General features: G+C 54.1%; 18 protein-coding genes, 2 tRNA genes and 4 pseudogenes. 2 read left to right on the top strand and 22 right to left on the bottom strand.

Annotation, left to right across the window (positions count from 1 at the left end; translation table 11 throughout):
• The 4 genes and pseudogenes from hmgA to BCA33_RS01835 all read right to left on the bottom strand — a co-directional run bounded on the left by hmgA (window position 1) and on the right by BCA33_RS01835 (window position 4,055).
• Window positions 1-1,303 (bottom strand): annotated as a pseudogene (gene hmgA, locus BCA33_RS01820) (homogentisate 1,2-dioxygenase).
• 48 nt (window positions 1,304-1,351) lie between these two features.
• Entirely contained in the window at window positions 1,352-2,428 is a 1,077-nt protein-coding gene (hppD, locus tag BCA33_RS01825; protein ID WP_071263114.1) for a 4-hydroxyphenylpyruvate dioxygenase, read from the bottom strand.
• Between the two features lie 20 nt (window positions 2,429-2,448).
• Window positions 2,449-3,081: a maleylacetoacetate isomerase gene (gene maiA / locus BCA33_RS01830; RefSeq protein WP_071263115.1), complete on the bottom strand. Its 633-nt coding sequence runs from the start codon at window positions 3,079-3,081 to the stop codon at window positions 2,449-2,451.
• Window positions 3,082-3,263: 182 nt separating this feature from the next.
• Window positions 3,264-4,055 (bottom strand): hypothetical protein, encoded by a 792-nt coding sequence (locus BCA33_RS01835; RefSeq protein ID WP_139172854.1) that lies wholly within the window; start codon window positions 4,053-4,055, stop codon window positions 3,264-3,266.
• Between the two features lie 328 nt (window positions 4,056-4,383).
• On the opposite strand from BCA33_RS01835, the pseudogene BCA33_RS01840 reads away from it, so the two are divergent.
• A pseudogene (locus tag BCA33_RS01840) lies at window positions 4,384-6,065 on the top strand (AMP-binding protein).
• Between the two features lie 116 nt (window positions 6,066-6,181).
• Here the strand turns inward: BCA33_RS01840 and BCA33_RS19635 are convergent.
• From BCA33_RS19635 to BCA33_RS01920, 16 genes and pseudogenes are all read right to left on the bottom strand, one after another.
• Window positions 6,182-6,575 (bottom strand): annotated as a pseudogene (locus BCA33_RS19635) (CoA transferase); the annotation flags it as partial.
• 23 nt (window positions 6,576-6,598) lie between these two features.
• Window positions 6,599-8,062 carry an NAD-dependent succinate-semialdehyde dehydrogenase gene (locus BCA33_RS01850; RefSeq protein WP_071263259.1) on the bottom strand — a complete coding sequence of 488 codons (1,464 nt, stop codon included), beginning with the start codon at window positions 8,060-8,062 and terminating at the stop codon, window positions 6,599-6,601.
• Between the two features lie 27 nt (window positions 8,063-8,089).
• A complete protein-coding gene (locus BCA33_RS01855) occupies window positions 8,090-8,782 on the bottom strand; it encodes a TetR/AcrR family transcriptional regulator (RefSeq protein WP_071263117.1) in 693 nt (230 codons plus the stop codon).
• Window positions 8,783-8,828: 46 nt separating this feature from the next.
• Entirely contained in the window at window positions 8,829-9,533 is a 705-nt protein-coding gene (locus BCA33_RS01860; protein ID WP_071263118.1) for an ABC transporter ATP-binding protein, read from the bottom strand.
• Complete coding sequence (locus BCA33_RS01865) at window positions 9,530-10,309, bottom strand: ABC transporter ATP-binding protein (protein ID WP_071263119.1); 780 nt, start codon at window positions 10,307-10,309, stop codon at window positions 9,530-9,532. Before BCA33_RS01865 ends, BCA33_RS01860 begins: the two co-directional genes overlap by 4 nt.
• A complete protein-coding gene (locus tag BCA33_RS01870) occupies window positions 10,306-11,253 on the bottom strand; it encodes a branched-chain amino acid ABC transporter permease (protein ID WP_071263120.1) in 948 nt (315 codons plus the stop codon). Before BCA33_RS01870 ends, BCA33_RS01865 begins: the two co-directional genes overlap by 4 nt.
• A gap of 79 nt (window positions 11,254-11,332) precedes the next feature.
• Window positions 11,333-12,118 carry a branched-chain amino acid ABC transporter permease gene (locus BCA33_RS01875; RefSeq protein ID WP_254774109.1) on the bottom strand — a complete coding sequence of 262 codons (786 nt, stop codon included), beginning with the start codon at window positions 12,116-12,118 and terminating at the stop codon, window positions 11,333-11,335.
• Window positions 12,119-12,195: 77 nt separating this feature from the next.
• Window positions 12,196-12,756, bottom strand: coding sequence for an ABC transporter substrate-binding protein (locus tag BCA33_RS21155; RefSeq protein ID WP_254774110.1), 561 nt, complete (start codon window positions 12,754-12,756; stop codon window positions 12,196-12,198).
• Window positions 12,757-12,764: 8 nt separating this feature from the next.
• Window positions 12,765-13,418: an ABC transporter substrate-binding protein gene (locus BCA33_RS21160; protein WP_254774111.1), complete on the bottom strand. Its 654-nt coding sequence runs from the start codon at window positions 13,416-13,418 to the stop codon at window positions 12,765-12,767.
• A 128-nt stretch (window positions 13,419-13,546) separates the two neighbouring features.
• Window positions 13,547-15,160, bottom strand: a complete 1,614-nt coding sequence (locus BCA33_RS01885) for an AMP-binding protein (protein WP_071263121.1) — start codon at window positions 15,158-15,160, stop codon at window positions 13,547-13,549.
• Between the two features lie 3 nt (window positions 15,161-15,163).
• Window positions 15,164-15,529: a DUF6285 domain-containing protein gene (locus BCA33_RS01890; RefSeq protein ID WP_071263122.1), complete on the bottom strand. Its 366-nt coding sequence runs from the start codon at window positions 15,527-15,529 to the stop codon at window positions 15,164-15,166.
• Window positions 15,526-16,551, bottom strand: a complete 1,026-nt coding sequence (locus tag BCA33_RS01895; RefSeq protein WP_071263123.1) for a phosphotransferase family protein — start codon at window positions 16,549-16,551, stop codon at window positions 15,526-15,528. Before BCA33_RS01895 ends, BCA33_RS01890 begins: the two co-directional genes overlap by 4 nt.
• 5 nt (window positions 16,552-16,556) lie before the next feature.
• Entirely contained in the window at window positions 16,557-17,756 is a 1,200-nt protein-coding gene (locus BCA33_RS01900; protein WP_071263124.1) for an acyl-CoA dehydrogenase family protein, read from the bottom strand.
• 12 nt (window positions 17,757-17,768) lie between these two features.
• Complete coding sequence (locus tag BCA33_RS01905; RefSeq protein ID WP_071263125.1) at window positions 17,769-18,569, bottom strand: SDR family NAD(P)-dependent oxidoreductase; 801 nt, start codon at window positions 18,567-18,569, stop codon at window positions 17,769-17,771.
• Between the two features lie 287 nt (window positions 18,570-18,856).
• Window positions 18,857-19,483, bottom strand: a complete 627-nt coding sequence (gene ycaC / locus BCA33_RS01915) for an isochorismate family cysteine hydrolase YcaC (protein WP_071263127.1) — start codon at window positions 19,481-19,483, stop codon at window positions 18,857-18,859.
• 83 nt (window positions 19,484-19,566) lie between these two features.
• Window positions 19,567-20,436, bottom strand: a complete 870-nt coding sequence (locus BCA33_RS01920; protein WP_071263128.1) for a pirin family protein — start codon at window positions 20,434-20,436, stop codon at window positions 19,567-19,569.
• A gap of 123 nt (window positions 20,437-20,559) precedes the next feature.
• On the opposite strand from BCA33_RS01920, the pseudogene BCA33_RS01925 reads away from it, so the two are divergent.
• Window positions 20,560-21,473: pseudogene (locus tag BCA33_RS01925) on the top strand (LysR substrate-binding domain-containing protein).
• Between the two features lie 99 nt (window positions 21,474-21,572).
• Here BCA33_RS01925 and BCA33_RS01930 read toward each other — a convergent pair.
• A tRNA-Cys gene (locus BCA33_RS01930) sits at window positions 21,573-21,646 on the bottom strand.
• A gap of 63 nt (window positions 21,647-21,709) precedes the next feature.
• Window positions 21,710-21,785, bottom strand: a tRNA-Gly gene (locus BCA33_RS01935).
• Window positions 21,786-21,853 lie beyond the last annotated feature (68 nt).

Below are 21,853 nucleotides of genomic sequence, written 5' to 3' on the forward strand. Positions count from 1 at the left end.
TCAGAGACTCCCTTTATCGAACGTTTTGCTCATACCAGCCCAGCAGGCGTCGTAGTCCTGCTGTCGTTGTGGGCAATCAAGCGCATGACGACTGGCGCGCAGAACGCTGCCAGTTTCAAACATAAATGCCATGCTTTGATCGATTTTGTGTGGTGCCAGGTCGGCGGCGATGGCCTGTTCTGTGGTGGCATTGTCGGGGCCATGGGCGCTCATGCAGTTGTGCAGGGAAATGCCACCGGGAACAAATCCTTCGGCTTTCGCGTCGTAAGTGCCCTTGATCAGACCCATCAACTCGTTCATTCGATTGCGGTGAAACCAGGGGGGGCGGAAGGTGCCCTCCGCCACCATCCAACGCGGCGGGAAGATCGCGAAGTCGATATTGGCCTGGCCATGAACCGTTCCGGGCGAAGTCAGCACCGTGAAGATGGATGGATCCGGGTGGTCAAAGCTGACTGTGCCGTAAACATTGAAGCGGCGTAGGTCATACTTGTACGGCACGTTATTGCCGTGCCATGCGACGACATCGAAGGGTGAGTGATCAAGATCCGTGGCCCACAGTTCCCCGAGAAATTTCTGCACCAAACCTCAGGTTGGTCACGGTCTTCGTAGCGAGCGACGGGCGTCAGGAAATCTCTCGGGCTGGCCAGCCCATTGCTGCCAATCGGCCCCAAATCAGGCAACCGCAGAGCGCAGCGTGATTCTCGCAAATGTAACCACTGGCACTGGCGTCATGCAACTCTATGCGGAATTTGAGACCACGGGGCAGCACCGCGATTTCCTCTGGTTCAATGGCCAACACGCCGAGTTCAGTGATGATGTTCAAACCGCCCTGTTGCGGCACGATCAGCCATTCTCCGTCGGCGTTGAAGAATGCCTGTGTCATGGATACGTTGGCCTGATACAGGTGCACACTAACGCCGGCAGCCTGATCGGCGGGAGATGTCGCCGCGATAGTGGTCAAGCCAGCCAGGAAGTCAGTGGGTTCGGACGGGACGTCAAAGGGGTTCCAGCGTAGACGGTTGGGGTTGATTGGCCCCAATTCCTGGCCGGCGATTTGCTGGGTTAATCGATGGTATTCGGGATGGGTGGCAGAAGGCTTGATGCGATACATCCACGTGCGCCGGGATTCTGCGCGAGGAACCGTAAACGCCGTGCCCGAGAGCAATTCCGTGTACAGGCCGTAAGGGACTTTCTGCGGTGAGTTTCGCCCAATTGGCAACGCGCCAGGCAATGCTTCCGTGCTGAACTCGTTGCCGAAACCGGATTGGTAGATAAGTGCATCGGACGAAGGCTGTGATGGCATGTTCACCTCTTGTTATAAATCCGGGCGGTCTCTCAACCACCCGGTCGGCTAAGTCGTTTTCAGCACGCCACGACGTACCTGATCACGCTCGATCGATTCGAACAACGCTTTGAAGTTCCCCTCCCCGAAACCTTCGTCGCCTTTGCGCTGGATAAACTCAAAAAACACTGGCCCCATCAGGGCTTCCGAGAAAATCTGCAACAACAGGCGGGAGTCACCGTCGACCGAGCTGCCGTCCAGAAGTATTCCTCGGGCCTGCAGCTCGTTGATCGGTTCATTGTGCTCGGGCAGACGCTCATCAAGCATCTCGTAGTAGGTGGCGGGAGGCGGGGTCATAAACCGCATGCCCAGGGCTTTCAATGCATCCCAAGTACTTAACAGATCGTCGGTAAGAAAAGCCACATGCTGAACGCCTTCACCGTTAAATTGCATGAGAAACTCTTCGATTTGCCCGGCGCCCTGTGGGGATTCCTCGTTCAGCGGAATGCGAATCTTGCCGTCCGGCGCGGCCATGGCCTTGGAGGTCAGACCGGTGTATTCACCTTTAATATCGAAGTACCGGAACTCGCGAAAATTGAACAGCTTCTCGTAGAAGTTCGCCCAATGAGCCATTCGCCCCCGGTAGACATTGTGAGTCAGGTGGTCGATCTCTTTCAGCCCGGTGCCTTCGGGATTGCGATCAACGCCATCAATGTACATGAAATCAATATCGTAGATTGAGGTGCCCTCGCCGAAGCGGTCGATCAGGTACAGCGGCGCGCCTCCGATACCTTTAATCGCCGGCAGCCGCAACTCCATTGGCCCGGTGGGGATGTCCATTGGCTGGGCACCCAGCTCCAGTGCACGAGCGTATGCGGATTGGGCATTCTTGACCCGGAAGGCTATACCGCAAACTGAGGGCCCGTGCTCTGCCGCAAAGTAGGACACCACGCTCTTGGGTTCGCAATTGAGAATCAGGTTGATCTCACCCTGACGATAAAGCGATACGTTCTTGGAGCGGTGGTTAGCCACCTTGGTGAACCCCATCATCGCAAAGAGGGGCTCCAGAACATTTGGGGTCGGTGAGGCGAATTCGATGAATTCAAAACCCATCAGGCCCATGGGGTTATCAAACAGATCAGCCATTGTCCGATTCCTTTATTCACTCATGCGGGTTTGTCCGCTTGAGCATCCGGGTGCGCACGCTGGAATGCCGGATGCTCAAGAGCCAAGCGCTCAACTCTCGCTATTTTTGGGTAGCAATCAAGATCAACTGCGTAGCGCCTCGCTGCATAGACCTGTGGCAACAGGTAGACATCCGCCAGCCCGGGCGCGCCAAAACAGAAGTCGCGGTCATCAATGAGCGCCTCAACAGCATCGAAGCCGAGGTTGATCCAGTGCCCAATCCAATTAGTGATCTCTGTCTCCGAGAGTTGTAATTGGCGCAATTGATTCAGCACCGACACATTGTGCAATGGGTGAATATCACACCCAATGATTGCCGCCACGCCACGCTGCTTAGCACGATCCAGCGGGCTCTCCGGTAACAGCGGCGGCTGCGGATAACACTCCTCCAGATACTCGATGATTGCCGGCGACTGAATCAGTACCTGATCGCTTTCCACGCGCAATGCCGGCACCCGCCCCTGGGGGTTTAAGGCCCGGTATGCAGGCTTAAGCTGTTCGCCGCCATCACCCGCCAGGTTAATGGGTATGGAGTGGTAATCCAGCCCTTTTAACTCCAGCGCAATGCGTAAGCGATAGGAAGAAGTGGAACGGTAGTACGTGTAAAGATCCATCGTGCCTGCCCTGTTTCACGATAGCGTTTGTGCGCCGCTTGGTTGCAGAGAATTTGTTTGCAATGCCTTTACGCATTATTCAATTTGGGTCGAAATAACGCATGTGTCAAGTTGCCGCCGCCGTGGGGTAAGCGCCAGAACGGACCAGAATATGATTCATGGTAATGGGCAAGCAATCGAGTTCAGTGGCTATTATTGGCTTGGCCTTCCTTGCTCGCCTGTTCGGCGGCAAACCGATTATCAATATCCTTCTCCTGATCGACATGGCGAAAGGACGAAGCGGATGAAAAGTCCGTAGCGTTCAGTTTCTCAACGGTTTTACGGAGCTTTCGACGTTGCAGTATTGACGCCAACTGTTTTGTATCCCATGAAGCCGGCCTCAGAGCGAAACGACTCTCACCGACCTTCAGATCAAAACTCCGTTCGGCGCCAATTGGCATATTTTCTGGCCCATAAATACCTATCAGGCGAAGGGTAAGGCGGGTGAACTCAAGATCGCCCTGCGGAACACTTCCACTCATCCGGATACCCTCATCTCGGGCAAGGCGTTGGATCAGTTCGCAAAAAGTTCCAATGTGCAAAAAACCACCGGGTTTTATAGGCCCCTGTCTCGTGTTCTCTATTCCATCCACCGATAGCTGTTCTGCGGATGATTGATTGCGCCTCCCATCAGGATCCTCATCACCTTCACTGTATTCCTGCTCGAAATCCGTGACATCCATCGTGATCGTGCCTTCCGAGGTTTCGAGTTCGGCAATGATATATTCGATGAATACAGATTCCGCGCTCATATTGCTGATAAGACAGAGCGCATTGATATCTTTGTTGCGGCCTCGGTTGATGATAAGTCGTGGACTGCGTTGCCTTCTGAAACCAAGGTACAGAAGTTGAGCATAAACCAGCCATATAATCACCGAGCCTAAACTGGCTAACACAGAAAGCACTTTCTGATGTTCGGCTATCCAGTTATACATAGTGCTGTCGCCTTGTCATTCAAACGTTCGCTCCCTGCTAAAAAATCAATTGCAGCGTTTCTCGAGCGGGATGAAATACAAAATACTACCAAAACCAAGTACACCCAGCGACGATCGCAATAACCAAATATATTAAAGCCCGATAAAGCGCCAGTAATAAGCTGCCATCCTAGCGCGTCCGCTACGTATCTGTTCAGCAGTTGAAGGAAATGGGACTATTATGTCTGCATGACGTTTTTACTGAGCAAGCTCAAAAACGTCGCACCACGGGAAAACAAAAACCATGGCGACCGCCCCAGGTTGCCGACCGCGAGAAAAGGAGAAGGCGATGCAATCCGCAGACGCATTCAAGGCCGCCCGCCAGCAACTGCTGGATCTGCGCGAGGACTACGATCGCGCCTACGAGACTTTCAAATGGCCCGAGTTGGATGAATTCAACTGGGCGCTGGACTGGTTTGACGACTACGCCAAAGACAACGACAAGATCGCGCTTTGGCTCGTGGACGCCGACGGCAGCGATTACCGTTACAGCTTCGAGCAGATGCGACAACGCTCGAACCAGGTGGCCAACTTCCTACGCGGCAACGGGCTTGGTCGGGGCGATACTTTACTGATCATGCTCGACAACGTCATCGAACTCTGGGAGACCATGCTGGCTGCCATTAAGCTGGGTGCCGTCGTGATTCCTGCCAGTACGCTACTATCGCACAAGGATCTTGGCGACCGCTTGGCGCGCGGTGGCGTCACCCATATCCTCGCCGCCGAGGAACATGTCCCGAAATTCGAGGGCGTAGCCGAGGGCCTGACCCGTATTGTCGCTGGCGAACCCAGCGGGCAGTGGATTGGTTACGGGGCCTCGCAGCAATCACCCGTCAAATTTGAGCCCGAGGGCGTGACCCACGCCACCGACCCGATGCTGCTTTATTTCACTTCAGGCACCACTTCCCTCCCCAAGCTGGTGCTGCATACGCATCAGAGCTATCCCGTGGGCTCGCTTTCGACCATGTACTGGCTCGGACTACAGCCTGACGATATCCATTTCAATATCAGCTCGCCTGGCTGGGCCAAGCACGCTTGGTCCAATCTGTTCGCACCCTGGGATGCTGGCTGCACGGTGTTTATCTATCGACAGCCGCGTTTTGACGCGCCCGCCACGCTGCAAGTCATCGCCGACAAGGGCGTGACCTGCATGTGCGCACCGCCCACGGTTTGGCGCATGCTGATCCAGGAGGATCTGTCGGCCTACGACGTCAAGCTGAAGAGCTTGGTTGGTGCAGGCGAACCGCTCAACCCGGAAGTGATTTCGCGGGTGGAGAAACTCTGGGGTCTCAGAATCCGGGACGCTACGGCCAAACCGAAACCACAGCCCAGATTGGCAACCCGCCAGCTCAGGAAATGAAATCCGGTTCGATGGGCCGGCCCTTGCCCGGCTACAAGATTTCGCTGCTCGATGCACACGATAAGGAACAGAACGAAGGCGAAATTGCCATTGATGTGCGCAACCAGCGCCCACTCGGGTTAATGCAGGAATATCGCGACGACCCCGAGCGCATGGCTCAGGCGCTGCACGACGGCTTTTATCGCACCGGCGACGTGGCCAGCCGCGATGAAGACGGTTATTACTGGTACGTCGGCCGCGCGGACGATGTGTTCAAGAGCTCGGACTATCGGGTCAGCCCGTTCGAACTGGAGTCCATTCTCATCGAACATGAATCCGTGGCCGAAGCTGCTGTCGTACCTGCGCCTGATGAACTGCGATTGAGCGTGCCCAAGGCCTATATCGTGCTACGCCGAGACTACGAGCCTGGCCCAGAGGCAGCCAAGGCGTTATTCGCGTTCGCCCGTGCGCGCATGCCGCCGTATATGCGGATTCGCGAGCTGGAATTCGCCGAGTTGCCCAAGACCATCTCCGGCAAGATTCGTCGTGTTGAACTACGCGCTCATGCCGCCAGCGAGGACCGGGGTGAATATGCTTATACCGAAGCGGATTTCCCTGAGTTGAAAGGCTGATCATGAAATAACACCGGCCTCTCTAAGTGCCTCAACCTCCTTTTCAGTCATACATATGACTCGTTTTAGGACCTGAGCCGACTGCTCCCCCAACAGCGGCGGAGCGGTTCGGTACACCCGGTGATTGAGCAATAAATGAGTTTTGGGTTGATCCGTTGCAGGCTCTCGTAGTCAAGACTGTAACGTTTGAGACCACCCACTTTGAAATTCTCAATCACCACATCGGATTCAGCTACCAGCTTACAGATCAGCTTCTGCCTTCAGGATGCGTCAGATCAATCGCAAGGGACTGTTTATTTCGATTGGCGCTCAGGAAATAGGCAGAGATCTCTGCATCAACATCATCCCCCTGGAGATAGGGCGGCCCCCATGAGCGTGTGTCGTCGCCCGTAGCTGGCCGCTCTCTCTTAATGACCTCGCGCCCAGATCGCCCAGGATCTGGGACGCCGAGGGGCCCGCCAAAACCCTGGAAAGATCCAGCACATGCAGGTGTGACAGGGAACCTGACATTCAATTCTCCTTTAATTCGCCTTCTAGCGCATGCCGCCGAGGCAGAGGTATTTGAGCTCCATGAACTCATCCAGACCGTACCGTGAACCCTCCCGGCCAAGGCCACTTTCCTTGACGCCGCCAAAGGGGGCTGTCTCTGTCGAAATAATCCCGTCGTTGATACCAACCATGCCCGTTTCAAGAGCCTCAGCAACGTGCCAGATACGCCGTATGTCATTGCTGTAGAAGTAAGCCGCCAAACCAAACTCCGAATCGTTGGCCTTGGCAATCACCTCCTCTTCTGTCTCAAATCGAAACAGCGGCGCAACCGGACCGAAGGTTTCTTCACTGGCCACCAGCATGTCCTGGGTTACATCCGTAAGAATGGTTGGCGTGAAGAACGTGCCGCCGAGCGCATGTTCCCCGCCGCCCAGAACGACTTTTGCACCTTTGTCTGTTGCATCGGAAATATGCCGTTTGACCTTATCCAGGGCCGCCTGATTGATTAGCGGGCCTTGCTGGGTATCGCCTTCGAGGCCAGCACCGACCACCAGTTTACCGACGGCGTCCTTCAATTTTTCTACGAAAGCATCATAAACGCCGGATTGGACATAGATACGGTTGGCGCAGACGCAGGTTTGCCCGGTGTTACGATATTTGGAGGCCATAAGCCCGGTTACGGCCGCATCAAGATCGGCATCGTCAAAAACGATAAACGGCGCATTGCCACCCAGCTCCAAGCTCACTTTCTTGACCGTGCCGCTGGCCTGGCGCATCAACAGCTTGCCAACCGGCGTTGAGCCCGTGAACGATACTTTGCGAACGATTCGGCTTGTCGTTAACGCCTCACCCACCTCCGGCGCTTGGGCCTTAGAACAGGTTACGATATTAAAAATCCCGGGAGGCACCCCCGCCGACTCTGCCAGCACGGCCAGTGCAAGGGCGCACAAAGGGGTATCTTCCGCAGGTTTGACGACAACCGGGCAACCAGCCGCAAGCGCGGGCGCAACCTTTCTGGTAATCATTGCCACTGGAAAGTTCCACGGAGTAATGGCCGCGACAACCCCTACAGGCTGCTTAATAACCACAATCCGCTTATCCCGACCGTGGCCGGGAATGACATCGCCGTATGCCCGTTTGGCTTCCTCCGCAAACCACTCGATAAAACTCGCTCCGTAGGCCACTTCGCCCCGTGCTTCCGCAAGTGGCTTTCCCTGCTCTGCCGTCATAAGCCGAGCCAAGTCTTCCTGATGGAGCATCACCAGATCAAACCATCGCCGGAGAACGTTCCCACGATCCTTAGCGGTGCGGGCCCGCCACTCAGGCCACGCAGCCTCCGCCGCCTCGATTGCCAGCGCTGTGTCTTGCGCGCCCATGTCCGGCACAACTGCCAGACTCTCCCCATTGGCGGGGTTGCTGACAGAAAAAACCTTACCGGATTGGGCCTGAACCCACTCTCCGTTGATGTAAGCGCTCTCACGTAAAAGTTCAGGATTCGTTAAACGAATAGTCATTACAGTCCTCACAAGAGAGAATCAACGTTCCCAGAGCAAATAGCTTTCAACTACATCTCTGACGAATACAGCGTAGCCATCAACCTCAACGCCTTGATCACGGTACTTACGGCGTTTCAGATACCAGTCTTGCAATAAGGCCTTGATCATCGAGGAAACCAAACGAGCATTTTTGGCTCTGTACACATCCGTTTTGATGCCCTCTTCAATAACGCCCAAAAAGATCGCTTCAATCTCAAGTTCGATCGCAATAGCATCTCGTTTTTCCTGAGCAGGCAGGCTCTTCGCCTCCATATAGGAAAAGTAGAACCAGGCACGCATTTGCTCGCTCAAGTACAAATGCGCCTTGATCGCCGCAAACAGTCGGTCACGTATTCCCTCAACCTGGCTTGTGTAATGCACGAGGGTACGGCGCGTGATGGTGAACCCGTGGCTCTGTATCAGGTGAATCAAGTCGGCTTTATTACCAATATAAGCGTATAGCCCACCCATGCTCATACCTGAATCCGCACACAAATCCCTCAATGTCATCGCGTGAAAACCCTTGGAATTGGCCAGCCGAAGCGTTGACTCAATAATGCGCGTGAGGTTTTTGACCGCTGTTGCCTCTTTTTTTATGCTGATACGTTCCTTGTTCTGACGGAATACATCACGAATAACATCCTCTTGCGACAGACTTAGCCCGCCGCGGAATGCTTCATAATTCTCAATCATAATTCCCACGCTTAATCCGCTCCTGCGGCAATGAATTCCGGCGAAATTACGCCACTGACAAGAACCTGTCCTGGGCTGCCTGGTCAGCTCGAAGCTCGTCGCTATTGGCCTGGTGGACAACCTGTCCTTTTTCCAAAATGTATGCCCTGTGGGCATGTTTCAGTGCAAACCGAACACTCTGGTCCGTGAACAAAATGGTGGTGGTATGACTCAGTTCGTCAATCAACTCCCCAATCTGCTGCACTATAACCGGTGCCAAACCCTCGTTGGGCTCGTCGAGAAGCAGCAGTTTTGGCTGGATCATCAGTGAGCGAGCGACGGCCAACATCTGTTGCTGGCCGCCAGACAAAGTCGCACCATCCTGCCCTTCCCGCTCTCCCAACATTTCGTACTTCTTGAGGACAGCATCCACTGTCCAATGGGCAGCACTGCCTTTGCGTTGATACGCAGCCACTTCGAGATTATCCCGAACCGTCAAGCCCGGGAAAATCCGGCGATCTTCCGGCACATAGCCAATCCCTGCGCGGGCGATTCTGTGCGGAGGCAGACCCTGGACTGGCTTGCCGTCGAAAATAACCTCTCCAGACCTTGGAGGCGTAAGGCCAACAATGCTTTTCAGTGTTGTGCTCTTACCCGATCCATTTCGCCCAAGAAGACAAACCGTTTCACCAGCCTCTAACTGAAGAGTAACGCCTTGAAGCGCCTGGCTTTCGCCATAAAACGTCTGGATATTGCGAACGTCAAGAATCATGCGTTACTTTCCTCTGTCTCGTCGTCTTCTTCGCCCAAGTAGGCGCGGCGAACCTCGGGATGGTTTTTCACTTCCTCCGGGGTCCCTGCAAACAACTTCTCGCCTCGGTGCATCACCAGAATGCGGTCCGCAAGGCCAAACACCACATCCATATCATGCTCAGTAACCAGGAAGGTGTAGTCTCCACTATCAGCCAGACTCTTGACCAGCTTTGTGGTACGCCGCGTTTCGTCCGGCGTCATGCCCGCTGTGGGCTCATCCAACAACACCAGCTTCGGCCGCGTTGCCAAAACCATGGCAATCTCCAGCAAGCGTTTGTCACCATAGCTAATAACCTCAGCACGCTGACCTTTAAGGTTGTCGATACCCAGGCGCTTCAGCAACTCAATGGCTTCGTGCTGAATACCCGTGTTGCGAGAGGCAATGTTAAACAGCTTGCGGCTGTGGCCGTGGTATGCCGATAGAACTACCTCGACATTCTCCTGGACCGTCATCTCCGGGAAAATATTGTTGATCTGGAACGAGCGTGAAACACCCAACCGGCTAATTTTGTGGGGTGGCAGGCCGGTGATGTCCTTGCCATCTAGCACGACGTTGCCCTCAGAGGGCTGCATCCGCCCCGAAACCATGTTGTAGAACGTCGTCTTGCCGGCGCCGTTGGGGCCAATGATGGCAATGGTTTCCTTCGGCATAACGTCCAGGTTAATGCCCGAAACCGCGGTATTTCCGCCAAAACGTTTGGTGAGATTCGATATGGTGAGAACGGGGTTCGTCATTTCCTTACCTCCATCCACCAGTCAAGGACGGTACCAAGCAGCCCTTTGCGAAAGAAAATCACCATCAACGCGAGAATAACACCAAGAACCAGCATCCAGGATTCCGTAAAGCTGGTGATCCAGGTTTCCAGTAACACGAACACGGCGGCGCCAATGAACGGGCCCAAAAAGTAGCCGGTGCCGCCCAGGATAGCCATGAGAATAGGTTCCGCTGACATTGACCAGTGCAGCAACTCAGGGCTTGCCACGCGAAGGAACGGGGCAATGAGGCCACCCGCCAAACCTGCGAACGCCCCAGCAATCACAAAAGCCACCAATCGATACGCACGCACATTCAGCCCGGCAAACGAAACCCGCTCTGGGTTCTGGCGTATGGCTCGAAGGATCATTCCAAATGAGCTTCGGCAAATCACATACAGTATGACCGAGGCAACACCAACGATGGCCAGTACCACGTGGTAATAGACGGCAGGGTTGGCCAACGTCAGATCAAGCCCAAGCCCGAGTGACCCCAGAGAAAAACCAGCCAGCCCGTCACTGCCATTGGTCACGGAACGCCATTGATAGGCAATGGCGAAGACCATCATGCCAAAGGCCAGGGTCAGCATGGCAAAATACACCTCGTTTAGCCGAACGCAGAAAAAGCCAATGATCAAGGCCAATAACGCGGCAGCACCCATGGATACCAGCAGGCTCACGAGGAACGGCCATTCCAGATGAATGAGCACCAGTGCCATAGCGTAGGAGCCGACACCGAAGAAGGCTGCGTGTCCGAAACTCAACATGCCGGTATAACCAAAAACCAGGTTAAAGCTGGCTGCGAACAGACCGAGGATCAGGATTTCGGTGAAGATAAAAATATAGAAATAGGAAGCAACCCAAGGCACCGCAATCAGCCCCGCAATCACCACAGCCAGAATGGCCAACAAAATTCGGGTCTTCATGCGGCTGCTCCTTTACCCATAATTCCATTAGGTTTAAACAATAGAACCAGCGCCATGCCCAGGAATGGCAGTAGCATGTTCACCTCAGGGAAATAACGGCCACCAAAGCATGGATCAGCCCAAGAATAAGGGCCCCGAGCAAGGCGCCAGGAAAACTTCCAAGGCCACCAATAACCACCACAATGAAGGATTCGATAATAATCTTATCGCCCATGCCAGGATCCAGTGCACGCATAGGTGCTGCGACCACACCGCCGACAGCCGCAAGCCAGGCGCCGAAGGCAAACACACCGGTCACAACCAGGCGCGTATTGATACACAAAGCCTCTGCCATATCGCGATCCAGCGCGGCAGCACGCATAATTCGACCGATTCGGGTGCGATTAAACAGGTACCAGAGCCCCGCCAGCAACAGCAGACCCATGGCAATTACAAACAGGCTATACGTCGGCACAAAGCTGCCAAAAATACTCATCGAGCCGGCCAACAACGGTGGTGGCTGAACAACCTGAATGCCGCTCCCCCATATCATTCGCACGCTTTCGTTGATAATTAACAGGAGCGCGAAAGTGAGCAGCAAGCTGTCTGCGACATCTCTGGAATAGATATATCGTAATAAAAAACGGTCAATGAGGACCGCCAAAATAGCAACGCCAAGCGGGGCCAGAAGCAATGCTGCCCAAAACGGCATCCCTACTATGTTGATCAAGGTAAATGCCAGGTACGCCCCCAGCATATAGAGTGCTCCGTGAGCAAAGTTGATGATATTCAGAACACCAAACACGATATTCAGCCCTACTGCGATAATGAACAGCAGAAGCCCGATATCAAGACTATTCAGCAGCGCCGATCCGATGCCAGACATGTATTACCTCACTTCTTTAAGGCCGGTTTCGTGGCGCCCCAAAGAGCGCCACGGCAATCGTTCAAGCAATCTCTGGTTCAGAGCTTGCAACCGGTCTCTTCGACAGAACGGGCCACTTCTTCGCCATCAAAGATTTGAAGGTTAGCTAGTGTGCGGATCGCGTAATCAGGATGCATTGGGCCTGAGACGCCCCAGTTCGGACTGACCATCGCCTGATTATCTGCCTCGCGGAACTTAACCGTGCCGTTCGGAGCCTCCATACTCATGCCGCTAAGTGCCTTTGCAACGGCGGGGCCGTCCGTCGTGCCTGCAGCCTCCATTGCTTTTTTGTAGGCATAAATAGCCGCATAAGCGCCTTCAGCGTTATAACTGGGCGGACCGTCGTAGGCATCGACATAAGCCTTCACAAAAGCAGCATTGATGTCGTTGTCATAGGCGTCGTACCAGTAACGGGTAGACAGATGCACGCCTTCGGGCATTTCATCGCCAAGAGCCGACAACACTTCGGTTGCTGCCCCAACGGTAAATAACAGCTCTAAGTCTTTATCAAAAAAACCGCGATTATTGGCCTGACGAACAAAGTTCACCAGGTCGCCACCCCACACGGAGATAAGAACACCGTCGGCGTCAGAGTTCATAACCCTGTCTATAAAGGGGGTGAAATCTTCAGCCCAAAGCGCGGGAAGTTGGTCTCTGACATCAGATTGACATCAGGCTTGATGTCCTTGAGGTAGTTTCCGAAAAACTCCCAGGACTGGTGGCCGAACGCATAGTCCGGACCAATAGTCGTCCAATTGGTGGCATCAAGTTTTTCAGCCACCAAAGCTGCGGCCTTCATGTTCTGGGCAACGTTTACGCTGATACGATAAGTAAACGGATTGCACAGCTTGCCAGTGACATCCGGTGTAGCAGCGTGAGTAATAATCAGTGGCTTCTGAAGTTCTGGCATTGTCGGCACCAGCCCTTGGGCCACGCCAGAACTGTCCAACCCGACCAAGGCGTCTACACCGCTTGAATAGACCAGTTTTCTAGCTGCCTGGATGGCTACTGAAGCTTTACCTTGACTGTCCTCATACTCCATTTCAATTTGACGACCCAAAATGCCGCCTGACGCATTAATTTCGTCGACTGCCAGGTTAATGCCCCGCTGGGCGAACTCACCGTAGGTCGCGGCACTACCAGAGAGAATATAGATCCCCCCGATACGGATCGGCTCCTCTGCATAGCTGGTACCTGCGGCACCAATCATCGTAGCTGCGGTCATCGCAACCAAGGCTTTTTTTGTGCATATGTTTCTCATGATCATGCTCCTTCCTTATTGTCTTTATTTTCAATGGAATCCACGAGCTTGTTGATTTATGCCCGAAATACTTTGTTCAAAAACGCTCTTGGCGCTATCACGACCTCCTTCTGACCACGGCCAGACCATCATTGAGACAGAGAATCCCGAAGGATATTTTTGCGGATTTTTCCTGTAGCAGTTTTGGGTAACTCACCAAACACCACCTTCCGCGGTGCCTTGAAGTGAGGCATGAGCTCCCTGCAAAATTTTATAATCTCTTCGGGCGCTATCGCTTTGCTGTCTTCGATCAAACTGACAAAGGCACAGGGCACCTCGCCCCACTTTTCATCAGCCATTGCCACCACTGCCGCCTCGGAGACCTGAGGGTGCCGGTAAAGCACTTCCTCCACCTCAAGGCTGGAGATGTTCTCGCCACCGGAAATGATCACATCCTTGGCTCGATCCCGGATCTCGACATAGTGATCAGGGTGCATAACCGCCAAATCGCCTGTGTGAAACCAGCCATGGCTGAAAGCGTTGGCCGTCTCTTCGGGATTTTTCAGGTAGCCTTTCATCACCGTGTTTCCCCGAATACAAATCTCTCCCAGGGTTTTTCCATCTGCAGGCACGGGTTCAGCATTCACAACATCAAGAACCACAACCTCGTCCAGACCGTGTGTGGAAACGCCCTGGCGGGACATCTTCAATGCCCGTTGTTCCAGCGGAAGGGCCTGCCATTCGGGTTGAGGTACACACAACGCGGACGGGCCAAATGTTTCGGTCAAACCGTAAAGATGAGTAATTTGAAAACCGATCTCTTCGGCTTTTCGAATCACACTGCTGGGGGGCGCGGCACCCCCTAAAGCGAATTGCGTTGGCCGCGACAACGTTAGCCCCTCCCGACCGAGCTCCTGCAACAACATATTCATAACAACCGGCGCCCCACACATATGCGTTACCCCGTGCGTCTCGATAGCGCGGTAAACTGCCATCGGATCCACCTCTCTGAGGCAGACATGGGTTCCACCCACGGCCGTAATTGCCCAGGTATAGGCCCAACCGTTGCAATGGAACATTGGAAGCGCCCACAGGTAGACCGTTTCAGGCGTCATCTCAAACACCATGGAATTGGTCATTGCTGCCAGAAAAGCGCCGCGATGGTGGTAGACCACGCCTTTTGGGTTACCCGTTGTGCCCGACGTATAGTTCAATGAAATAGCGTCCCACTCGTCATCTGGACGCTGCCAACTGGCCTTTGCATCACCCTCCATCAAAAGGCTTTCATAGTCCTGCTGCGCCAAACCATCGCTTACGCCGGCTTTGCTTTCGATAGAAATCAGAAGCGGCTGCACCTCCAAATCAGCGACTGCCGCGCGCACCACGTTCTCCCAGGCGGTGTCATAAAACAGCACTCGGGCTTCACCATGGCCCAAAATGAAAGCGAGCGTTGCGGCATCCAGCCGAATGTTTATCGTGTTGATCACAGCACCGGCCATCGGCACCGAGTAATGAGACTCGAGCATCTCGTAGCTATTGGGGCTTAATATCGCAACGGTATCACCGGCGTTTATCCCTCGACGCTTCAACGCATCGCCCATCTGGCAGCAGCGTTGGTATAGCTCACCATAAGAAAGCACTAGATCAGCATCGATAACGGCATCTTTATCCGGATACACCTTTGCCGAACGCTGTAGCAAACTAAGTGGCGTCAACGCTGAAAAGTTGGCTGTTGTTTTGTTTAATGCTTTGTAGTTATTCATGCTTCACCGTTTCAGGTAGCCTGGGCTGTTTATTCCCAAACGAGCCTCCGTTAAAGTTCGGAGTACTTTTCGCAAGGCCACACTTCCACCCTCTAGCTGACGCTCACGAACCGCATCGGCGAGAGAGGACTCGCATTCAACGTTATGCCCAGGAAGCCCGTGCGTCTCCAACAACGAAAGGACCGCTCGATCGGCTTCTTCTGCTTTATTTTGCGCATTGAATTCAAGCTCGCGGATAGCCATACCCATAGCGTTGGCTATCATCAGTGCTTCGTATTTGCGCTCCCCGGTAAGCTCTGGAGCCAGCGACTCCAATAACACCCGGCGAGCTTCCGTCAATAGGTCATGGGCTTCCGGTTGATTGATCACTGGCCGTCCTCCAAGTCCTGAATCTGGGTCAACAAATCAAATTCCATCTGCGCGACCATTCGGCCAGTCAGCGCCAGCTCTAATGAACGTTGTTCGCCAGACATGTGTCGGCGCGCCTGTTGCAGCGCAATCGTCGCCCAACGCACAAGCGCCATGACCTCCCAATAACTGACAGCTGTTGGATCAATCTCAATGCCACCCGCTTCGCGATAGCCGTCGAGAAAATCCTGTTTCTCACCTACCCCACCCGCTTCCCGCTCATTTGCGCCAAACCGCCAACTACGGCTGCAAAACCAACCGAGATCCTCCGCAGGATCGCTCCAGGCGGCGAACTCCCAATCCAGAACGGCCGTCAAGGTTTCACCAGCCATCATGTAATTCCCGGTTCGAAAATCGCAGTGGCACAGCACAGTAGGCCCTGGTTCGGGACTGTTATCTTCCAGCCAGTTCAGCGCCCATTCCAGAACCGGGTGAGGTTCTCCAATTTCTCGAAGGTGGCGCCGATAAATAGCCACCCGGCTCAGTGCAGCATTCTCTGGATCGGGTAACGCCAGGAAATCCAACGATTGCACCGGCGGTCGCACGTTGTGCAACCTGGCCAGTTCAGCGCCTAGCCGTCGCACAATAGTGCGGCGCTGCTCTTCAGTCAGATCTGACTTGACCAATTTGCGGGGGGATGCGCTCCCTTCAGCCCAAGTCATGACGTAAAACATCTGCCCACTGACCTCGAGATTTTCGCAAAGCCAAAGAGGCTCCGGAACGGTAACGCCCGCCTCAAACGCGGCTTGCAACACTCGGAACTCTTCCGGCCGGGACAGGCTTTCTGCGACGCCTGAGGGGGCATCCTGTCGCACAACAAAATGCTGAGTACCTGCCCGCTCCCCACCCTCAATTTCCAGGGTCAATCCGAAGTTGTCTTGAATGGCCCCTCCGGAGAGTTTTTCAAACGTAATCACTTTGGCGCTTCGCGCGCCGGTTTGTTGCACGACAAACCAGCTGAAGGCCTCCGCAAACTCAGACATCAGGCTTATACCCCCCAACGCCAGAAGTCGGCGCGCTCAGCCAACAGTGTTTTTGAGAACACCATCTTATGAATCTCCGAGGCACCATCGACCAACCGCGCTTGGCGCGCATATCGGTAAATCCACTCCAGTGGCGTGTCCTTGGAATAACCTCTCGCACCGCACAATTGAATGGCAGTATCTACCGCCTTGTGCAAGGTATCGGCCACCGCCACTTTGGCCATAGAGACTTCTTTTCTCGCAAAATCACCTTGGTCCAGCTTCCAGGCTGCATGCATAGTGAGTAGACGACCCACCTGGATATCCATCGCCGCTTCACCCAAAAGCCACTGCACGCCTTCACGCTGAGCCAACGTCTGACCAAAGGACTCTCGCGTATTGACGTATTCGGTTGCGATTTCCAGGGAGCGACGCGCCAAGCCAAGCCAGCGCATACAGTGAGTCAGGCGCGCGGTACCAAGACGAATTTGGGTGACCTTCAGGCCATCGCCAACCTCCATTAAACGGTTTTCGTCGGGAATCTCTAAACCATCGAAACGAATTTCGCAGTGCCCGCCGTGCTCTTCCGGGCCCATGATCGGAATGCGCCGAACAATTTCCCAGCCCGGATCATCTTTATGGAACAGAAAGGCCGTTAAACCCTTCCTGGTATCATCTGAGGTTCTGGCAATTAAGATAAAGTGAGCGGCGGCTGCAGCGCCCGTAATAAAGTGCTTGTGTCCGTGAACAACCCACTTGTCCCCCACACGTTTCGCGCTCGTCTGCATCATGCCGGGGTCCGATCCGCAGCCGGGAGGTGGCTCCGTCATAACGAAGGCAGATCGTACCTGTCCTTCCACAATGGGTTTTAGCCACCGCGCCTTCTGCGCTTCAGTGGCCACCTTCGCCAATATCATCATGTTGCCATCATCGGGCGCTGCAGAATTGAAAACCACTGGGCCAAAGATCGAGCGGTTCATTTCTTCGTAACAGGCCGCCATGCCCGAGATATCAAGCCCTTTCCCACCAAGGTGCTCAGGAATCTGCAAACACCACAGCCCCTCCTGCTTGGCCTTGGCCCGCATCTCTTCCAAATGCGCATGCGCAATATTCTCGTGCTCGTCATACGCTTCGGGGTTGTTCTCCAGCGGTAACAGATGCTGCTCCACAAAGGCCCTTACCCGTACTCGGTACGACTCGTTTTTGGCGTTAAGATTGAAATCCACAGGCGAAGCCCTCTAAAGCGAAGATTGAAGATGACCGCCATCCACCACAAGGGTGCTGCCAGTCATATAGCGAGAAAGATCCGATGCCAAGAGCAGCAGCGGTCCACATAGGTCGTCGGGCTGCCCTAGACGCCGCTGAGGAATGCGGCGAATCATTTTTTGGCCGGGATCAGTGGCAAAGAAATCTCGGTTCAAATCAGTTTCTATGTACCCAGGCGCCAGCGCGTTAACACGAATACCGTAGCGAGCCCATTCCAGGGCAAGAACGCGAGTCAGTTGCTCAACACCGGCCTTGGCAACGGCATAGGGTGCGACATTGCCCGCCGAACGATGCCCAAGAATTGAGGAAATCATTATGATGCTTCCTCGACGCTCTTCACCGGACAAGCGGCGGGCCGCCTCGGTGGCAACCAACCAGCAACCTTTGAGGTTTGTATCGATAACGCTATTCCAGTCGTCACCTGTGCAGTCCAGAGCTTTTTTGCTGACGGCCACACCGGCATTGGCAACCACCACATCAGGAACTCCGACTTCATTGGCCATCACATCGAAAGCCTGTGAGACGCTGTTTTCGTCGCTAACGTCCATTGCGACAACGTGAATGCGATCGGCGTGATTGGGGAACTCGGATTTAAGATGTTCGAGCGCTTCGCGACGACGGCCGCTCACGATGACGGTAGCCCCCGTATCAAGTAAACACTGGGTGAAGCTCTTCCCTAAACCCCCTGCCGCGCCAGTAACAAGTGCAATTTTGCTATCTGTGCGAAGGGGCCAGTTCGAGCTGTTAGATTTCGCTTCACTGGAATTGGTCATGTTTAAACCTCCTGCTCTAAAAATAGAACGAGCGCTCGATTTATTCAAGAAAGAAAACAAAAGGAATTTTGAACGCGACCTGACGGGCTAGATTGCGAGTACGCATCAAGAAGAGAGTGCAGGCTGATAAAACGCCAGTCTCGGTATTCCGATGAGCGTGCTCTGCACGCTCATCGATTTCTGGGGTAAAACGGACCATTTGGACCAAGGCAGTGGCGATTGGTTTTTTGGTTGTAATACTGATGGCAACCACGGGTATTTAGAGGGTCGCCACCGGCCCAAATTTCTTATTTGCTCTGGAGTGCCGAATCGCGACTTTGGATAAGATTCGCGTAAGCCGGCAGATGACTTGCGAGGATCCCACCAAAGCCTTCGATATCGTTACGCCAGTCGCGATGCAGCTCACAACCCACGCCGAACCAGCTCATCAACTGGACACCCGCCTGGGACATTCGATCCCACGCAGCATCCCGGGTGGTCTGGTTGAACGTGCCTGACGCATCTGTGACGACGAAGACCTCATAGCCTTCCTCTAGCGCCGACAAAGCTGGGAAGGCGACACAGACCTCAGTTACCACGCCGGCAATCAACAGCTGTTTCTTGCCTGTGTCCTTGATCGCCTTAACAAAATCTTCGTTATCCCAGGCGTTTACCTGGCCTGGCCGGGCAATGTAGGGCGCGTCTGGAAACGCTTCTTTCAATTCGGGCACCATCGGTCCATTTGGACCATCCTCGAAGCTCGTGGTCAGAATCGTTGGGATCTCGAAGAACTGTCCAATATCGGCCAAAGCCATGACGTTGTTCTTGAACTCATCCTGACTAAAGTCCCGTACGAGAGAGAGCAGACCCGCTTGGTGATCAACCATCAGCAGGGCCACATCGTCTTTATTCAAGCGGTTGTAAGTAAATGACATGTTGATTCTCCGTTTCGTCTTCAGGTTGAGAGACACCCGGCAGTTTGGCTGCCAGGTAAAGCGCCAGCGGAAAGCTTTGTCCGCTAGCCGTTCAAGGAACCGTATTTACCACTTTGGAAATCCGTGATGGCTTGCCGGATCTCTTCGTCACTGTTCATCACGAAGGGGCCATGGCCTACTACAGGTTCATTGATGGGCTCGCCGCTAAGCAGTAGCAGCTTGGTTTCGTTGTTCGCCTTCAGGTTCAGTTCATGGTCAGGGCGCTCGAAACTGACTACGGATTCACCACGCACAATGGTCTCATCGTTAATCAGAACCGCCCCATTCAGAACGACCAGCAGCGTGGTATGGCCCTCCGGTACCTGCAACACAACCTCACCTCCGGAAGCGAGCCGAATATCCCACATGTTGATCGGGGTGAAAGTCTTCGCCGGCCCGTTATGCCCACGATAGTTCCCGGCTACCACACGTACGCTCCCGTTCCCGTCGTCCAACGGCACGTTGGGAATGTCGGCGGCGAGCAGCGTTTGGTAAGCCGCTGACGTGCCCTTGTGTTGAGCTGGTAAATTGACCCATAGCTGCACCATCTCAAGCTTGCCGCCTTGTTCGGTGAACGGTTGGGAATGGAATTCGTCGTGGATAATACCGCTGCCGGCCGTCATCCACTGCACGTCACCTTCGCCAATGCGTCCGCCGCTACCGCTAGAATCCCGGTGCTCAAGCTCTCCTTCGTAAACAAGAGTTACGGTCTCAAAGCCACGATGGGGATGCTGGCCTACGCCGCGCGGACGCTTGGCCGGCTTAAAGTCGAAAGGCCCGGCATGATCCAGCAACAGGAAGGGGCTGATGCACTCAGCGCCCATTCGGTCGTAGCTGAAAAGCGAGCGCACAGGGAAACCATCGCCAACCCAATGACCGTGTGGTGCGCTATATACCTCTTTAACCTTCATCATCACCAGGCTCCCAAACTCATTAAAAGAGACACAACGCCTCAACACTCAGAAGTCTACTTTACGACTAATATTTCCGCTAGACTGCAAAAATGACACTCAGCGTCACAAAAATAGGACAATGAAATGCAGGATCTTAATGACCTTTATTACTTCGTTCAGGTTGTAGATTACAAAGGTTTTGCACCAGCTGGCCGTGCGCTGGGCATTACCAAGTCGAAGCTAAGCCGCCGCATTGGGCAACTGGAGGAGCGGCTGGAGACTCGTCTGGTAAGCCGCTCAACACGGCACTTCTCGGTGACGGAGATTGGTCAGGCCTACTACCAACACTGCACAGCCATGTTGGTAGAGGCCGAGGCAGCACAGGAGCTTATTGAGGTGAACCGGGCAGAGCCAAGAGGGGTTGTGCGACTAAGCTGTGCTCCGAGCGTCCTACACTATCTGATCACCCCGATACTGATTCGTTTCATGGCCCGTTACCCAAAGGTGGAGGTACAAGCAGAGGCCACCAGCCGACGTGTTGACGTCGTCAAGGAAGGATTCGATATGGCGATTCGAGTACGCTTCCCGCCTTTAGAAGATAGCGACCTTAATATGAAAGTGTTATCACGCAGCCCACAGCGGTTAATGGCTTCTCCCAACCTGTTTGAAAACCACCCGTTACCAAAAACACCCAGCGATTTAAGCCGGTTGCCTAGCCTGGATTTTGAGCAGCACGATAAACAACATTACTGGGACCTGATCGGCCCCAAGGGTACTACCGTTCAGATTCAGCACAGGCCTCGTCTGGTGACCGACAGTGCTGAGACCCTACACGAGGCGGCCCTCGCCGGGCATGGGGTGGTTAAGCTAGCTATGTTGGTCGGAGGCAAGGATTTACAGGCTGGTCGATTGATTGATGTGCTACCGGGCTGGGAGCCTAGGAGCGGTATCATACATGCGGCTTTTCCGTCTCGGCGGGGACTTCTGCCTCAGTGCGAGCACTGCTGGATTTCCTCGCTGAGACAATCGACGAAGACGACTTTACTACCTCGAACTGAATTCTCTCAGGAACACCGAAAAGTCGTAAAGCGTTGTCGCCATCGCAACACGGATGCTGACATCGGCCGTTCAAGTCATTTAAAAGAAGATAGAAATAATGGAGGCGCGGGTCGGAATCGAACCGGCGTACGCGGAGTTGCAGTCCGCTGCATGACCACTCTGCCACCGCGCCTAAAACAAGATCGAAGGATTCGAGTCTTTTGCTCTCAGGGGGCATTGAGAGACTTGAAGTAATTGGAGCGGGAAACGAGATTCGAACTCGCGACCTCAACCTTGGCAAGGTTGCGCTCTACCAACTGAGCTATTCCCGCTTTTAGCCACCGAAGCAATGCCCCGACAACGGATGCGTATTCTACGGATTACGGATCTTTCGTCAATA

The sequence above is a fragment of the Marinobacter sp. AC-23 genome, assembly GCF_001858325.1.
Classification (GTDB): Bacteria; Pseudomonadota; Gammaproteobacteria; order Pseudomonadales; family Oleiphilaceae; genus Marinobacter.

Coding starts and splice junctions, on each gene's coding strand:
- BCA33_RS01865 (WP_071263119.1), bottom strand. CDS start 10,309: ATGACGAACCCCGTTCTCACCATATCGAATCTCACCAAACGTTTTGGC.
- BCA33_RS01895 (WP_071263123.1), bottom strand. CDS start 16,551: ATGTCTGAGTTTGCGGAGGCCTTCAGCTGGTTTGTCGTGCAACAAACC.
- BCA33_RS01860 (WP_071263118.1), bottom strand. CDS start 9,533: ATGATTCTTGACGTTCGCAATATCCAGACGTTTTATGGCGAAAGCCAG.
- BCA33_RS01905 (WP_071263125.1), bottom strand. CDS start 18,569: ATGACCAATTCCAGTGAAGCGAAATCTAACAGCTCGAACTGGCCCCTT.
- hppD (WP_071263114.1), bottom strand. CDS start 2,428: ATGGCTGATCTGTTTGATAACCCCATGGGCCTGATGGGTTTTGAATTC.
- BCA33_RS01885 (WP_071263121.1), bottom strand. CDS start 15,160: ATGAATAACTACAAAGCATTAAACAAAACAACAGCCAACTTTTCAGCG.
- BCA33_RS01870 (WP_071263120.1), bottom strand. CDS start 11,253: ATGAAGACCCGAATTTTGTTGGCCATTCTGGCTGTGGTGATTGCGGGG.
- maiA (WP_071263115.1), bottom strand. CDS start 3,081: ATGGATCTTTACACGTACTACCGTTCCACTTCTTCCTATCGCTTACGC.
- BCA33_RS01920 (WP_071263128.1), bottom strand. CDS start 20,436: ATGATGAAGGTTAAAGAGGTATATAGCGCACCACACGGTCATTGGGTT.
- BCA33_RS21155 (WP_254774110.1), bottom strand. CDS start 12,756: ATGAACTCTGACGCCGACGGTGTTCTTATCTCCGTGTGGGGTGGCGAC.
- ycaC (WP_071263127.1), bottom strand. CDS start 19,483: ATGTCATTTACTTACAACCGCTTGAATAAAGACGATGTGGCCCTGCTG.
- BCA33_RS01875 (WP_254774109.1), bottom strand. CDS start 12,118: ATGTCTGGCATCGGATCGGCGCTGCTGAATAGTCTTGATATCGGGCTT.
- BCA33_RS01855 (WP_071263117.1), bottom strand. CDS start 8,782: ATGATTGAGAATTATGAAGCATTCCGCGGCGGGCTAAGTCTGTCGCAA.
- BCA33_RS21160 (WP_254774111.1), bottom strand. CDS start 13,418: ATGAGAAACATATGCACAAAAAAAGCCTTGGTTGCGATGACCGCAGCT.
- BCA33_RS01835 (WP_139172854.1), bottom strand. CDS start 4,055: ATGTATAACTGGATAGCCGAACATCAGAAAGTGCTTTCTGTGTTAGCC.